Annotated in this window: 16 protein-coding genes and 1 tRNA gene; 11 read left to right on the plus strand and 6 right to left on the minus strand. The window is 61.3% G+C overall.

Features of this window, described 5'->3' with window-relative positions; genetic code table 11:
* Positions 1–83: 83 nt before the first annotated feature.
* The 5 genes from O3306_RS15275 to wrbA (O3306_RS15295) form a co-directional block, all read right to left on the minus strand.
* The gene (locus tag O3306_RS15275) at positions 84–1577 is read right to left on the minus strand and encodes an FMN-binding glutamate synthase family protein (RefSeq protein ID WP_272008879.1); all 1494 of its coding nucleotides are present in this window, start codon (positions 1575–1577) and stop codon (positions 84–86) included.
* A 149-nt stretch (positions 1578–1726) separates the two neighbouring features.
* Positions 1727–2689, minus strand: coding sequence for a ring-cleaving dioxygenase (locus tag O3306_RS15280; RefSeq protein WP_272008880.1), 963 nt, complete (start codon positions 2687–2689; stop codon positions 1727–1729).
* Positions 2690–2714: 25 nt separating this feature from the next.
* Complete coding sequence (locus tag O3306_RS15285; RefSeq protein ID WP_272008881.1) at positions 2715–3677, minus strand: pirin family protein; 963 nt, start codon at positions 3675–3677, stop codon at positions 2715–2717.
* Positions 3678–3748: 71 nt separating this feature from the next.
* Positions 3749–4720 carry a glutathione S-transferase family protein gene (locus O3306_RS15290; protein WP_272008883.1) on the minus strand — a complete coding sequence of 324 codons (972 nt, stop codon included), beginning with the start codon at positions 4718–4720 and terminating at the stop codon, positions 3749–3751.
* 112 nt (positions 4721–4832) lie between these two features.
* Complete coding sequence (wrbA, locus tag O3306_RS15295; RefSeq protein WP_272008885.1) at positions 4833–5423, minus strand: NAD(P)H:quinone oxidoreductase; 591 nt, start codon at positions 5421–5423, stop codon at positions 4833–4835.
* A 242-nt stretch (positions 5424–5665) separates the two neighbouring features.
* Between wrbA (O3306_RS15295) and O3306_RS15300 the strand changes: the two genes are divergently transcribed.
* The 8 genes from O3306_RS15300 to O3306_RS15335 all read left to right on the plus strand — a co-directional run bounded on the left by O3306_RS15300 (position 5666) and on the right by O3306_RS15335 (position 11222).
* Positions 5666–6574, plus strand: a complete 909-nt coding sequence (locus O3306_RS15300) for a LysR family transcriptional regulator (protein WP_272008887.1) — start codon at positions 5666–5668, stop codon at positions 6572–6574.
* A 212-nt stretch (positions 6575–6786) separates the two neighbouring features.
* Complete coding sequence (locus O3306_RS15305) at positions 6787–7674, plus strand: LysR family transcriptional regulator (protein WP_272008889.1); 888 nt, start codon at positions 6787–6789, stop codon at positions 7672–7674.
* A gap of 107 nt (positions 7675–7781) precedes the next feature.
* Positions 7782–8405, plus strand: coding sequence for an NAD(P)H:quinone oxidoreductase (gene wrbA / locus O3306_RS15310; protein ID WP_272008891.1), 624 nt, complete (start codon positions 7782–7784; stop codon positions 8403–8405).
* A complete protein-coding gene (locus O3306_RS15315) occupies positions 8405–9043 on the plus strand; it encodes a DsbA family oxidoreductase (RefSeq protein WP_272008894.1) in 639 nt (212 codons plus the stop codon). Before wrbA (O3306_RS15310) ends, O3306_RS15315 begins: the two co-directional genes overlap by 1 nt.
* Positions 9040–9201 carry a hypothetical protein gene (locus O3306_RS15320; protein ID WP_272008895.1) on the plus strand — a complete coding sequence of 54 codons (162 nt, stop codon included), beginning with the start codon at positions 9040–9042 and terminating at the stop codon, positions 9199–9201. Before O3306_RS15315 ends, O3306_RS15320 begins: the two co-directional genes overlap by 4 nt.
* A 23-nt stretch (positions 9202–9224) precedes the next feature.
* Complete coding sequence (locus tag O3306_RS15325) at positions 9225–9722, plus strand: AAA family ATPase (RefSeq protein WP_272008897.1); 498 nt, start codon at positions 9225–9227, stop codon at positions 9720–9722.
* 85 nt (positions 9723–9807) lie between these two features.
* Positions 9808–10755 (plus strand): EamA family transporter, encoded by a 948-nt coding sequence (locus O3306_RS15330; RefSeq protein WP_272008899.1) that lies wholly within the window; start codon positions 9808–9810, stop codon positions 10753–10755.
* 23 nt (positions 10756–10778) lie between these two features.
* Positions 10779–11222 (plus strand): VOC family protein, encoded by a 444-nt coding sequence (locus O3306_RS15335; RefSeq protein ID WP_272008901.1) that lies wholly within the window; start codon positions 10779–10781, stop codon positions 11220–11222.
* Between the two features lie 216 nt (positions 11223–11438).
* Here O3306_RS15335 and O3306_RS15340 read toward each other — a convergent pair.
* Positions 11439–11524: transfer RNA gene (locus O3306_RS15340), tRNA-Leu, on the minus strand.
* Positions 11525–11679: 155 nt separating this feature from the next.
* Between O3306_RS15340 and O3306_RS15345 the strand changes: the two genes are divergently transcribed.
* From O3306_RS15345 to O3306_RS15355, 3 genes are all read left to right on the plus strand, one after another.
* On the plus strand, positions 11680–12660 hold the full coding sequence (locus O3306_RS15345) for a complex I NDUFA9 subunit family protein (RefSeq protein ID WP_272008903.1): 981 nt from the start codon (positions 11680–11682) through the stop codon (positions 12658–12660).
* A gap of 127 nt (positions 12661–12787) precedes the next feature.
* On the plus strand, positions 12788–13594 hold the full coding sequence (locus O3306_RS15350) for an undecaprenyl-diphosphate phosphatase (protein ID WP_272009078.1): 807 nt from the start codon (positions 12788–12790) through the stop codon (positions 13592–13594).
* 145 nt (positions 13595–13739) lie between these two features.
* Positions 13740–15173: an NAD(P)-dependent oxidoreductase gene (locus O3306_RS15355; protein WP_272009081.1), complete on the plus strand. Its 1434-nt coding sequence runs from the start codon at positions 13740–13742 to the stop codon at positions 15171–15173.
* The last annotated feature ends 42 nt before the right edge of the window (positions 15174–15215 follow it).

Raw genomic sequence — 15215 nt, forward strand, 5'->3', positions numbered from 1 at the left:
TCGAATTGGCAAACGCACTCGTCCAGCAAAACCGCAAATGGACACCGAAAACAGCTTGATCAAGACGGATACTCTAATCGCGGTCATGGATAGAGGGCCGCATCGTGGCTGGGGCGGATCTGGTTCATCGGGATCGAGCTGCCATCAGCCTGCACGATCCGCACATGCCGCCGCCGCATCAGGCGCGGCTCTGCCACGCCGACCGAATGAGCGATGGTCTCGACTTCCTTGATCACTGACTTGGCGTAATTTGCGACCTTTACATACTTGTCTTCGACCACCAGCCCGCGTTGCAGACGCGGGTCGTGAGTAGTGATACCGGTGGGGCAGGTGTTCTTGTTGCACTTGAGCGCCTGAATGCACCCCAGCGAGAACATGAACCCGCGTGCGGACGTCACGATATCGGCGCCTGCGCAGATCGCCCAAGCAATCTCGCTGGGGTTGACCAGCTTGCCGCTGGCGATGATGCGGATCCGGTCCTTCAGCCCGTGCCTGTCACGCAGATCGACCATGCGCGGCAGGGCGTCGCGAATGGGCATGCCAACCAGGTCCATCAACGGCATCGGCGCCGCACCGGTGCCGCCTTCGCCGCCATCGACGGTAATGAAATCCGGGGCGCTCACCTCACCTCGCTCTATGATCCGATCAAAGAATTCCTCCCACGCGTTCGACGCGCCCAGCACCACCTTGATACCGACGGGCCGCCCGGTCACGTCGCGGACATGCCCGATCAGGTCCAGCAGAGCGTCAAGATTATCCACCTCCGGGTAACGGTTGGGCGAAATACTGTCCTTTCCTTCGGGAATACCGCGGATTTGAGCGATCTCGGCGTTGACCTTCTCGCCCGGCAGGATACCGCCCTTGCCGGGTTTCGCGCCTTGCGCCAGCTTCAGCTCGATCATTTTCACATATGGGTTCTCACCCACTTCGCGCAGCTTTTCATCACTCAGGTTGCCGTCGTGATCGCGGACCCCGTATTTGGCCGTCCCGATCTGGTAGACGATGTCGCAACCACCCTTCAGATGGTAGGGCGACAGTCCCCCTTCGCCGGTGTTCAGCCAGATGCCTGCCTTGGCCGCACCGCGGCTCAGCGCCTCGACCGCCGGGCGCGAGATCGCACCATAGCTCATGCCAGAAATGTTGAAGATCGACTTTGCCACATAGGGAATCGCGGCATGCGGACCGATCTGCATCGGGTTGGTCGAACTGAACTGATCGTCAAGCGGTGGAAATGCGGCCGGAACGAAGATCGGCGTGCCCGGAATCGACAGGCTACGGGTCGATCCGAACGCGACGGTGTTACCAGCCCCCTTGGTGGCATTGCCCACCCAATCGCGCTGCGCCCTGTTGAACGGCATTTCCTCGCGGTCCATGGCAAAGAAATACTGGCGAAAAAATTCGCCCAGCGAGGTGAACAGATGCCGGAATCGCCCGATCACCGGATAGTTCCGCCGGATCGCGTCGCCGGTCTGCGTGCGGTCCAGAACGAACATGACGAAGACGATCAGAACAAGAAAGGCCAGCGCCATCACAACGCCGAGGGCCAGTAACTCCAGAAGTTTGAAGACGAAGATCATGGTGCGCTTTCCTTGGTCATGGCAACGGCCGTTAATCTCATGCGAGCCGCTTCTATCCCATATTTCGGGGCAGTACACTGGGGATCGCGGCCCGCATCAGAATGCGTCGAGGCATCGTCAGGTTGGCGGCGCTGATTGCCGTCTGTGGATCACTGCGTAGGGATGCCACCTTTGGGGACTGTGACGGGCGGCAGGATACGCTCGATCTGGTCGCGCAAATGTTCGTGCTGCGCGGGCAGCTTCAATTCCTGTCCCAGCTTCTCCATCGGCTCATCCGTGGCAAAGCCGGGCGGGTCGGTTGCAATTTCGAACAGCACGCCGCCGGGTTCGCGGAAGTAGATTGCGTTGAAATACTGCCGGTCGATCTGCGGTGTCACGTCAAAGCCCTGACTGCGCAGGGTTTCCTGCCAACCCCTTTGCACATCGTCATTTTCGGCGCGGAACGCGACATGGTGTATCGACCCCGCGCCCTGCCTACCGCTGGAGGCCGAATTCGACGTGATCAGATCAACGACCGACCCGCGCCCCTGCCCGGCGGCCAGAAACCGATAACGTGCCTCGCCGCCCTGCGATGCCTCGCCCGCGCTAGCGTAGCCGAACACATCCGTCAGAAGCCGCGCGGTGCGATCAGGAGTGTCGAGCCAAAGAGTGACGGAGTGGAAACCGTCATCGATGGGCGCGCCGTTCGTGCTCGTGCCCTGCGTCACCGCGCGGGCCGTCTCGGTCAATTCGATCCGCAGACCGTCGGGGTCAGTCACAGCGATCAACTGCTCGTCAAACCGCTCGAACGGGCCGTCGAAATCAACCGCAGCCTCGGTCAGCGCCGTCACCCATGCCTTCAGCCCGCCCTTTGGCACCGCATAGGCCACCGCGCTGGCCATGCCCGGCCCAGCGCGCCCCGGCCCGGCATCGACGAAGGGAAAGAACGTCAGGATACTGCCGGGTTCGGCCTTCTGGTTGCCATAATAGAGGTGATAGGTGCCTGGATCGTCAAAATTGACCGTCTTCTTCACCAACCGCTGCAGCAGCGTGCCGACGTAGAAATCGACATTTTTCTGCGGCGGGCCAGAGATGGCGGTGACGTGGTGCAGTCCGGGGATCGCATGTGTCATAACAGCGCCCTTTCTTGGATGAGGTTCAGGGATAGCGAACGCCGCCTTGCGCACGGCGCGGTTTGCCGATGTCTGCGGGCAGCGGGATAAAATCCGCCTCATCCCCCGGCACGGTGTCGAACCGGCCCTTGGCCCATTCTTCCTTTGCGGCCTCGATCCGCTCGGGGCGGGACGAGACGAAATTCCACCAGATATACCGCGGCGCACCCATCGGTGCGCCACCGAACAGCATGAAACGCGCCGTGGCATTGGCCTTGACCGTTATTGCATCACCCGGGCGCAGAATCAGAAGCTGACCCTTCTCGAAACGGTCGCCCGCGATCTCTATCTCGCCAGAGATGGTATATAGCGCACGTTCTTCGTAAGTGGCATCAATTGGCATGCTTCTGCCCGCCTGCAATTCGACATCTCCATAGAGGGCTTCTGACGCCGTCCTCAGGCCACTCTTCATGCCGAATGCCTCACCGGCGATGATGCGCGCCTTGATGCCGTCGCTGTCGACCAACGGCAACTCGTCTGACCCGTAGTGCAAGAAATCGGGTGCGGTTTCCTCCTCGGCCTCTGGCAGGGCCATCCATGTCTGCAGGCCGAACAGCCGCTGGCCGTTTTTCCATCTCTCCGCCGAGGTACGTTCGGAATGGACGATGCCCTGCCCCGCCTTCATCCAGTTCACTGCGCCGGGGCGGATGGTCTGCTCGGTGCCCAGCGAATCGCGGTGCAAGATCTCGCCCTCAAAAAGATAGGTCAGCGTGGCGAGGTTGATATGCGGATGCGGGCGCACGTCGATGCCTTGGTCCGTCAGAAATTCCGCCGGTCCCATCTGGTCGAAGAAGATGAAAGGCCCGACCATCTGACGTTTGACCGACGGCAATGCGCGCCGCACCTCCATCTCGCCCAGATCCACGGCGCGCGGCACGATCAGGGTTTCGATGGCGTTGACGGTGTCGCGGTCCCCCAGAACGGGATCGGGGCAGGGAGAATAACTCATTTCGATGTTCCTTTCGGGTCCGTCGGTTGAAGTCGCTTCATTATATGCGGTTTCGGGCACAAAGCCCCGCGTCATGACCGGTTTGGCGGGCGATCCAGATCCAAAACGGGTCCGTCGGGCACGATGCCATTGGGATTGATGGTGCCGTGGCTACGATAGTAGTGCTGCTTGATGTGGTCGAAATTCACCGTGTCGGCGACGCCCGGCCATTGATACAGCTCACGCGTATAGCCCCACAGGTTTTCGTAGTCTTTCAGCATTCTCAGATTGCATTTGAAATGCCCGTGATAGACGGAATCAAAGCGGATAAGCGTCGTGAACAGACGCCAGTCTGCTTCGGTGATCTGATCGCCCACCAGATAGCGTTGACGACCGAGCCTTTCCTCAAGCTCGTCCAGCGCGGCAAAGAGCTTGCGCACCTCTGCCTCGTAGACGGCCTGCTCGGTGGCAAAGCCCGCCTTGTAGACACCGTTATTAATCGCATCATAAGTAAAGGCGTTGATCTCGTCGATTTCCTCCAGCAGATCCGAGGGGGCGTAGTCGTCTTGCTTGGTAGCGATGCCGTCGAAGGCAGAATTCAGCATTCGGATGATCTCGGCGGATTCGTTGCTGACGATGGTTTCGCGCTTCAGATCCCACAGCACGGGCACGGTGACGCGGCCGCTATAGGCCGGATCGGCGCGCAGATAGACCTCGTACATGTATTTCGCATCACTTACGGGGTCGGGAATCACGCCGGGCCCCCGCTCAAAGGTCCAACCGTTTTCCCCCATAAAAGGATTGACGACCGAAACGCTGATCGCGTCCTCCAGCCCCTTTAGGGCACGCATGATCAGGGTGCGGTTGGCCCAGGGACACGCGAGCGAGACATAGAGATGATATCGCCCGGCCTCGGCCTTGAAGCCGTCACCGCCGGTCGGGCCGGCACTGCCGTCAGGTGTGATCCAGTTGCGAAACTGTGCATCTCTGCGCACGAACCGGCCCCCGGTGCTGGAGGTGTCGTACCACTGGTCATGCCAGGTTCCATCGACGAGAAGTCCCATTTTGAATTCATCCTTTCGGTAAAGAGCGGTTTGACAGAGTTGGCCGGGACCCGGTCAGGCATCGCCCGACAGCCCCGACCAGCTGTTCAGCTGGGGCCGGCTGCCCGAGCCATCAGGCCAGTTTGTCCGCAATCTCGACCAGACGCCGCGCTTGATGGCGGATGGCCGCCTTGGCATCGTCCGAGAAATCCTCACCCGCATTGTGGCTGTAGCCGTAGGGGTTGCCGCCGGTCTTGAAGATCACCTCGTCAGTAAATCCGGGCGCCACAACGATCCCGCCCCAGTGCATGACCGTGTTATAGAAGGAAACCAAGGTGGTTTCCTGCCCGCCATTGGCGTTTTGCGCGGATGTCATGGCCGAAACCGGCTTGTTCGCCAGCCCGCCCTTGGACCAGATACCGCCCAGCGTGTCGATAAAGGCGCGCATCTGGCTGGCCATGATGCCGAAACGGGTCGGGGCCGAAATGAGATAGGCGTTTGCCCATTCCATGTCTTCCACCGTGGCGTTGGGAATCTCGGCGGTCTTTTCGGTCTGTGCCTTCCAGGCATCCACACCGGTAACGACGTCATCGGGGGCAGTTTCCGGCGCTTTCAGCAACCGCACTTCCGCTCCAGCGTCCTTTGCTGCCTCCGCCGCGATGGTGGCCATCTGATGGTTGGTGCCGTAGCTGGAATAGTAGATTATGGCGAGTTTGGTGGACATTATCGTGATTCTCCATTCGGTTAGATTGAGTTTGGGGGTCAAACGTTGCCATTCGCCCGAGTGTTCCGCTGTGCATCAACGCAGCACGCCATCAGGACAAAGTGAAACAGTCCGTCGTTCTGGATAAGCATCCCGCGCCTCTTGGCTGATTGTTGTTGCTTGAGCCCGATATGGGCTACCAGACCATTGCCGTGAAGACGGATAATGTTGCATTCACTATTGCGATAAATGTAATAAACCTCATGGGCGAACTTGAATGCATTCGCGTCTTCCTGACCGTGGCCGAACAGCAGAGCTTTGCTGGCGCGGCGCGGCAGTTGGGAATGACCCCGGCATCGGTCACGCGCACCATCGCGGCGCTCGAGTCGCGCCTTGGCGTGCAATTGCTGGTGCGCACGACGCGGCAGGTCTCGCTTACGTCAGCGGGGGCGATTTATGCCGCGCGCGCGGCGCCGCTCGCCGATGGGTTGACCGAAGCGGCCAATGAAACCCGAGAGGCGCAGGGTATCATCTCGGGCCGCCTGCGGATCAGCGCGCCGCTGTCGTTGGGCGTCAAGGTTCTGCCAGCAGTTCTGTCGGAATTCGGTGCGCTGCACCCGCAGATGAATCTGGACGTCAGCCTGTCTGACGGCTTCGTTGACATCGTCGCGGAAGGTTTCGATCTGGCCATCCGTGTTTCTGGACCGCCGAATGAAAAATCCACGATCTGGCGCAAGATCTGCAAGGTTCCGCGCCTGTTGGTCGCCACACCTCAGTATCTGCGCGCGCATGGCACTCCGGAGCGCCCCGAAGACCTGGCCGACCACAGCTGTCTTGGCTATCATGACGATCTGCTTGACGAGGTCTGGCAACTTTCAAACGGCAAGTGTCGGCGCAGCCACAAGGCGCAAGGCCGACTTAGCACCAACAACGGTGATCTTCTGACGGGCCTGGTCCTGAACGGAGAGGGCATCGCCCTGCTTCCGCGCTTCATCATCGATGATGCCCTTGCCGCCGGGCGCATGACCGAGGTGCTGCCCGATTGGAAGTCGGCAGATATCTGGCTGACCCTGTATTACCCGCCCTACGATCAATTGCCGCTGCGCGTCGCAGCATTCTCGGATTTCTTCGAGGCGCATGTGAAAAAGATCGGTCTGCCGGGCGGAGAGTGAACCCCTTATGCAACGTCCGGTCTTCTTCCCCCGAAGCGTTTAGTGCGTTGCTTCTAACCAAGACCGTCTCCATCGCCTCGACGGGCCACGGCAGGATTCAGAGGAGCGGAAGCAGCAAGGCCGTTGTTGATTCTTGATGCGGGCATTAGTTTTTCAATGCGTACCCCACTGAAGCTCATACTGTTGCACCGCAAAATCAGGAGATACGGCCAATGGACAAGCTCTCCGTCATGCATGCCTTCCGCCGCATCGTCGAGCGCGGCAGCTTCGCGCGGGCAGCGGAAGATCTCGGGGTTTCGCCGGCGCTCCTCAGTCGTGAGGTCAAGCTGCTCGAAGAGAGTCTCGGCTGCACCTTGCTCACCCGCACCACGCGATCGATGTCGCTCACTGATGCCGGGCGCCTCTACTACGACGAGGCCACCGGCATTCTAGACGCGGTGAAGCAGATCGAAACCCGCATCCGCGACGGTGCGGGCGCGGTGCGTGGCCATCTCAATGTGAATGCCCCCAGTTCCTTCGGCCAGGCGGTCATCGCGCCGATCCTTCCGGATTTCCTCGATACCTATCCAGATCTCAGGTTCACACTGTCGCTCGACGACCGGGTGGTCGATATGGTCGAGGGCGGGTTCGACCTCTCGATCCGCATCCGCCCCACGATGCCGGACTCGGCGCTTGTCGCGCGCAAGATCGGCAAGATACAGCAACGCATTTTCGCGTCACCGGCTTATCTGGACCGGGCCGGCGTGCCAGAAACGCCCGACGACATCCCATCCCACAGGGTTATCGGCTTCCTGCTGGCTGATCACCTCAGCGCATGGAACCTTCAGGGCCCCTCTGGCACCAAAACCATCGCCCTCGATCCCCCCGTCAGGGTCGGAAACAGCCTCGTCCTGCGCGACCTTCTGATCGCGGGCCACGGCATCGGCACCTTGCCAGATTTCATTTCCAAACCGGCGGAAATGCGCGGTGAATTGGTGCGTGTCCTGCCAGAATGGGAATTGACGGCGCCGGAGGTCTTTGCAGTGACCGCCTCGCGCTTCGGCATGGACGCCAAGGTGACGGCATTTCTCGACCATCTTCGCAAGGCGCTCGGGCGCTGACATTCTTCAACAGGCGTAAAGAATGAAGTGACAGCGGGGCGGTTAATCCCCCGCGCCCGATCGGCGATCTTCTCAGGCATCGAAACCCCAATGCCCGAGAGGAAATCATGACCCGCGTTCTTGTTCTCTACTATTCCAGCTATGGCCATGTCCGCGACTTGGCACAGGCCGAAGCCGAAGGTGCCAGATCCGTGCCCGGCAGCCATGCCGATCTGCGCCGCGTTCCCGAAACCGTGCCCGACGACATCCGCGCCAAAGCCGGGTTCGCAACGGATGACACGCCACTGGCGGCGCCTGCCGACCTCGAGCATTATGACGCCATCATCCTCGGCACGCCGACGCGCTTCGGCATGATGGCCGGTCAGATGAAAACCTTTCTCGATCAGGCCGGCGGCCTCTGGGCACGCAACGCGCTGGTTGGCAAGGTCGGAGCGGTCTTTGCTTCGACCGGCTCGCAGCATGGCGGGCACGAGGCGACGCTGCTCTCGACCCAGATACCGCTTCAGCATTTCGGCATGCTGATTGCGGGCATGCCCTACACCTTCGCGGGCCAGACGACAGCCGAGGCCATCATCGGCGGTGCGCCCTATGGTGCCGGCACGATCGCGGGCACGGACGGTTCGCGCACGCCGACCGAGACCGACCTGGCAGGCGCACGTTTTCAAGGGGCGCGTGTCGCCCGGATCGCTGCGCGGCTGGCTGGTGCCGACCTGCAAGCGGAGGCGGCCTGATGCCAGCCCTCACAATCGACTTCTTCCACGACGTTGTCTGCTGCTGGTGCTTCAACATCTCCTCGCGGCTGCGGTCCCTCGCCGAGGAATTCGACCTCGACATCCGGCATCGGACCTTCGTACTGCAAGCCAGCCCTGCGGAAATGGCGGAGCGCTGGGGCACACCAGAAGCCGCCCGCGCGACGATCCTCGACCATTGGGCCGCCTGCAAACAGGTGAGCGACCGGCCCGCCCTCGTCAATATCGACGCCATGCGGTCCGCGCCGTTCGATTACCCGCACGGGATGATCGCGGCGCGAGGCTGCAAGGCGGCGGAACGGCTGGGCGGTCAGGCCGCCCACTGGGACATGTTCGACCGGCTTCAGCAGGCGCACCTATCTGAGGCGCGGAACGTCGCCGATACTGCCACGGTGCTGGACATCGCTCACGACCTTGGCCTCGACGCTGCAGCCTTCGCGGAGGTTTTCGACGATCCGGCAACCGCACGCGCGGTCAAGGCTGACCGTCAGCACGCAAGCGCGCTCCAGGTGCGCGCCGTCCCCACCCTGATCGTCCGCGAGACCGGCACCCGCCTTGTCAACGGACCACGCGAGGATCTCGCGGCGCAATTGCGCGCCGCGCGGCGCCTCGCAGCATGAAAGGATTTGCCATGATTAGGCTGTTTTCGACCTGCAAAGAACGCCGCGACCGTAAACTGAAAACCCTGCCGCACGACCTGCCGCCCCACATTATGCGCGACATCGGCCTGACACCCTGGCCCGAACGCCAACGTTTGCCCTTTCAACCGCTCTGGTGAGCGACCAAACCGCAGGAACCACCATGCCCGACACATTACCGACGCTTCACATGCTTTGCGGGAAGATTGCGGCTGGGAAATCCACCTTAGCGACCCGCCTCGCAGACCTCCCGCAAACGGTCCGGATCACCGAGGACGACTGGCTTAAGGCACTCTTCGCCGACGAACTGAACTCCTTGTCCGATTACAAGCGATGTTCCGCGCAACTCAGGCAGATCATGGCGCCCCACATTGCCGCTTTGTTGAATGCGAGGGTTTCGGTAGTGCTGGACTTTCCGGCCAACACCGTCGAACAGCGCCGCTGGATGCGCGGCGTTATTGAGATGTCCAAGGCCGCCCATTACCTCCACGTGCTGAATGTGCCGGACGACGTCTGCCTTGCGAGGCTGCGCAGACGTCGCCTGCAAGGCGATCACCCCTTCTCGGTGACCGAGGCCCAGTTTCGTCAATTCTCCCGTCACTTTTCGTCGCCGTCACCGGATGAGAGCTTCAATGTCATCTGGCACGAAGGCGGCGGATAGCCCGGCCAGAATTGCTAGTGCCGGCTCCGGCATAGGCACGAACGCCAGCTTCCTACTCCCAACGCCCGACCTAACGAGGCTCCTCATGACACGCACCACTGACATTTTCCTTACCGCGCTCGCCCCCGCGATCTGGGGCAGCACCTACCTCGTGACAACCGAAGCGCTGCCTGATGGCTACCCGGTCACCCTTGCCGCCCTGCGTGCGCTGCCAGCCGGTTTGCTGCTGCTCGCCGTCACGCGTTGCCTGCCCTCCCGTGCCTGGATCGGGCGGGCCTTCCTTCTTGGCAGTTTCAATTTCGCGCTCTTCTGGGTGTTGTTGTTCGTGGCCGCTTACCGGCTCCCCGGCGGGGTGGCGGCGACGCTGGGGGCGTTGCAGGCAATGATGGTCATCGTGATGGCGCGCGGCTGGCTGGGCACGCCGATCCGGGCGGGCGCAGTGGCAGCGGCGGCGACGGGGGTGATCGGAGTGGCGCTGCTGCTCATCGGCCCGGAGGCTGACCTTGATCCCATCGGCATCGCCGCAGGCCTTGGTGGGGCTGCGTCAATGGCGGCGGGCACCGTGCTCAGCCGAAAATGGCAGCCGCCGGTCTCGGTCCTCAGTTTCACCGCTTGGCAACTGACCGCCGGCGGCCTGATCCTGTTTCCTCTCGCACTGATCATCGAGCCGCCCTTGCCGCCACTTTCCGCGACCAATCTCGGCGGGCTTGTGTGGTTGGGCCTGATCGGCGCTGCGGCGACCTATGCGCTCTGGTTCAGGGGTGTGGCGCGGCTGGAGCCCGGCGCAGTTTCCATGCTCGGCATGATGAGCCCGGTGACGGCGGTGATCCTTGGCTGGATCTGGCTCGATCAGTCACTGTCGCCGATGCAGATTCTCGGAGCGGCGATCGTCCTCGGTTCGGTCTGGGCAGGACAGCGCACCAACCGGCCGAGGGGATCCGCTGCCCGCGTACCGCCGCTTGCCTCACGGGTGCGCCTTGATCCATCCTCTGAAACCGGCATGTTCGGGGCACACCGGTTTAAGCAAAGCTGAAAACATCAATCAGGAGAAGCTCCATGGCTCAACGTGATTTCACTGTTCGCGCCCTTGGCGAGATTGCCATCCGCTGCATTGATTTCGACGCAATGGTCGCGTTTTATCGCGATGTGATCGGGTTGGAGCCGTTCAATGATCCGGACAATGGCCGAATCGTTTTCTTTCGTATCGCTGACGGCTTTGGCGGCCATACCACCGTTTTGGCCCTGTTTCGCCACGACATCGAAGGCGCTGGCCACACCAAGGCAAGCGACGTACCCCCCGCGACCGGTCCGGGCTCCTCGCTCCATCATCTTGCGCTCAGCCTGCCATGGGACGAACAGGAAGCGGTCATCGCGTGGTACGAAAAACTCGGCCGGGAATATAGCGTTGAAACATTCGATTGGGTCGGTTGGCGTGGTGTCTTCACGTCCGATCCGGACGGCAACACTGTCGAACTCGTTGCAAAAGAACCGGATACTTGACCGACGAACTCTCCTTGGCAGGCTCAGCGAATGAAATGCATGCTGTGAACTATTCTACCATGAGCGGGATTTGAGCCTTCGCCCCGAACTCGGCCCCGACCAGACAAGCGCGCAAAGCCGGCTGGCATAGTCTGAGGCAGATTGTGGAGAATCTTTGAGGCTCAGAATACCAACATCCCCTTGGAAACATGAAGAATTGACTTTTTTTGGGGGGTATGGTGCCCAGGAGAGGACTCGAACCTCCACATCCTTGCGAATACTAGCACCTGAAGCTAGCGCGTCTACCATTCCGCCACCTGGGCAGGTGTCGTGAGCCGTGCATGTAGCCCCGGGGCGCGGTGGTGTCAACGGCATTTTGCCGCGCGGCGCAAATTGCCATAGCGCCTTGTCCAGAGCGCGCCTTGCGAGTAGGACTGAGGGCGGAAAATTCTTTGTCCAAAGGTCCGGAGGCTCGTTGATGTCCAAACTCGTCACCATCTACGGTGGATCAGGTTTTGTCGGGCGCTACATTGCGCGGCGGTTGGCCAAGGATGGCTGGCGTATTCGTGTCGCTGTGCGGCGACCGCACGAGGCGGGAATCGTCACTCCTTACGGCGTCGTCGGACAGGTTGCGCCGGCGCTGTGCAATATCCGTGATGACGACAGCGTGCGCTCTGTCATGCAAGGCGCGGATGTGGTGATCAACTGCGTCGGCACGTTCGACCGCAAGGGCAAGAACAATTTCGACGCCGTGCAAAACGAGGGCGCGGCACGTATCGCGCGGATCGCCGCCGAGACGGGCGTGACGCGCATGGTTCATATTTCAGCCATCGGCGCGGATGCAGAGGCGGACAGTGAATACGCCCGGTCCAAGGGCCGTGGCGAGGCCGCTGTATTGGAACATTTCCCCAGCGCCGTGATCCTGCGCCCGTCGGTGATCTTCGGGCCTGAGGATGCCTTCTTTAACCGGTTTGCCGGTTTGACCCGGCTGGGGCCGGTACTGCCTGTGGTCGGGGCCGGCACAAAGTTTCAGCCCGTCTATGTCGATGACGTGGCCGCCGCAGCCGTGATGGGTGCGTCGGGCAAGGCCGCGCCCGGCATCTACGAACTGGGTGGCCCGGACGTGAACACGTTCCGCGAGTTGATGGAGCAGATGTTGCATGTCATTCGGCGGCGTCGCATCGTGATGAACATCCCGTTCTGGATCGCATCGGTGATGGCGGGTGTGATGGAATTGGTGCAGACGGTTTCGTTGGGCCTTATCCCGCCGCAGATCACTCGCGATCAGGTGGCAACCCTGCGTCATGACAACGTGGTGAGCGACGGTGCAAAGGGGTTTGCCGATCTCGGGATCGAGCCGAGTGCGTTGGAGGCTGTTCTGCCCGATTATCTGTGGCGGTTCCGGCCCGCAGGTCAGTACGAGGCGATCAAGGAGTCGGCTGGCAACCTGCGCGCCTGAGATAATTTGCGTTTGATCTGAAACGGATATAGTGCGAGACGCATCGCATCGTTCGAACGCCGTGGCTGTTTTGGCAAGGATCAGGGCTGAGGGTTTGTGCCAAACGCAATGAAATTTCGGGAACTTTCTGATGTCTGACACCACTCTGGTCGCGGCCTTTCTGGGGCTGATCGAAGGGCTGACCGAGTTCATTCCGGTGTCATCCACGGGGCATCTGCTGTTGTTCGGGCATTTCCTGGGGTTCGACAGCCCCGGACGGACCTTTGAAGTTGTCATTCAACTAGGTGCTGTGCTGGCGATCCTGACGGTCTATTTTGGAAGACTGACGGGTGTTATGTGCGCGGCGCCGCATGATCCGGCGGCGCGTCGGTTCCTGTGGGCAGTGCTGGTCGCGTTCCTGCCGGCTGTGCTGGTTGGCGTGATGGCGCACGGTTTCATCAAGACAGTGCTCTTTGAATCGCCGATGCTGGTCGCCATGATGTTGATCATCGGCGGTGTTGTCCTGCTGTTTGTCGACCGCTACGCCCCTGATCCGCGGCATGATGATGCGATGGATCTGCCACTGGGCATCGCGTTCACGATCGGTCTGTTTCAATGTCTTGCGATGGTACCAGGCACCAGCCGCTCTGGCGCGACCATCGTCGGTGCGCTGCTGATGGGTGTCAGCAAACGGGCTGCCGCCGAGTTTTCCTTCTTCCTCTCGATCCCGACCATGGCGGGCGCCTTCGGCTATGACCTGTGGAAGAACCGCGATGTGCTGGACCTGAGTGCGATGGGGGATATCGCCATCGGCTTTGCGCTGGCTTTTGTCACGGCGGTGTTCGTCGTGAAGGGTGTTTTGAATTTCATCAGCCGCAATGGCTACGCCTTTTTCGGATGGTGGCGAATCATCGTGGGGGTTTGCGCGATGGGTATGATGTGGGCTGGGCTCTAAATAGGTATCACTTGTTTACTATTATTTTCGATCATTCGTTAACAATTTGGATTTCCCGGATTTATTTCTGAAGTTAGGTCACAACTGCTGACTTTTATTTCCGAACCGGACGTATTAGAACGGCGCATCAATGAAAGGTGCGCCCGTGGCCAATGATCCTATGCTGAAATTCGTAACCGTGCCCCGGGACATGCCGGAAAAGCGTGCCCCTGATCTACGGAGCCAGGATTTCCACGAGATTTACGCCGAGTACGCCGACGCCAAGGCGAAAGAGCAGGCGAGCCGGTGCAGCCAGTGCGGCGTGCCCTACTGCCAGACCCACTGTCCGCTGCACAACAACATCCCCGACTGGCTGCGCCTGACCGCCTCGGGGCGGCTGCAAGAGGCGTACGAGCTGAGCCAGGCAACGAATACCTTCCCCGAGATTTGCGGCCGCATCTGCCCGCAGGACCGGCTGTGCGAGGGCAACTGCGTGATCGAGCAGTCCGGCCACGGCACCGTGACCATCGGCGCCGTCGAGAAATACATCACCGACACCGCATGGGATCAGGGCTGGGTCCAGCCGATCGCGCCCATCAGCGAACGCCCCGAGAGCGTCGGCATCATCGGCGCAGGCCCCGGCGGGCTGGCGGCTGCGGATGTTCTGCGCCGCGCGGGCCTGCAGGTGACGGTCTATGACCGCTACGACCGGGGCGGCGGGCTGATGACCTACGGCATTCCGGGGTTCAAGCTGGAAAAGGACGTGGTGATCCGCCGCATCGAGCAGCTTGAGCAAGGCGGCGTCGAACTGAAGCTGAATTGCGAGGTTGGCACCGATATCTCTTTCGGTGCGATCCGGGGCAAGCATGACGCGGTGATCATCGCCACGGGCGTCTATAAATCACGCGAATTGCAGGGGCCGGGCGCAGGGGCCGCGGGCATCGTGCGGGCAATCGACTACCTGACTGCATCAAGCAAGCAGTGGTTTGGCGACGCGGTGCCAGAGATCGACAGCGGCGAGTTGAACGCCAGTGGCAAGCGCGTCGTCGTCATCGGCGGCGGCGATACGGCGATGGATTGCGTGCGCACCGCGATCCGGCAGGGAGCGACATCTGTAAAATGCCTCTACCGTCGCGATCGGGCGAACATGCCCGGCAGCCAGCGCGAAGTGAACAACGCCGAGGAAGAAGGCGTGATCTTTGAATGGTTGAGCGCGCCCAAGGGGTTCCTGGGCGATCCGATCACGGCGGTGAAGGTGCAGAAAATGCGCCTTGGTGCCCCCGATGCGACGGGCCGGCAAAGACCCGAAGAGATCGAGGGCGCCGAGTATGACGAGCCTGCCGATCTGGTGATCAAGGCCTTGGGCTTTGAGCCAGAGGACCTGCCGGGGCTGTGGGAGCAGCCAGAACTGGCAGTGACCCGCTGGGGCACGATCAAGGCCGAATTCACCTCTGGGCGCACCGAGATGGACGGCGTCTATGCGGTGGGCGACATCGTGCGCGGTGCCAGCCTTGTGGTCTGGGCTATCCGCGACGGGCGCGACACGGCAGCGGCGGTGTTGGCGGATATCGACGCCGCGGCGACAATGGCGGCGGAATAAGGCGGATCGGTATCACGTCGGTAAGACGTCGGTATTTGGACC

This window comes from Roseovarius sp. ZX-A-9, assembly GCF_028369135.1.
Lineage (GTDB): Bacteria > Pseudomonadota > Alphaproteobacteria > Rhodobacterales > Rhodobacteraceae > Roseovarius.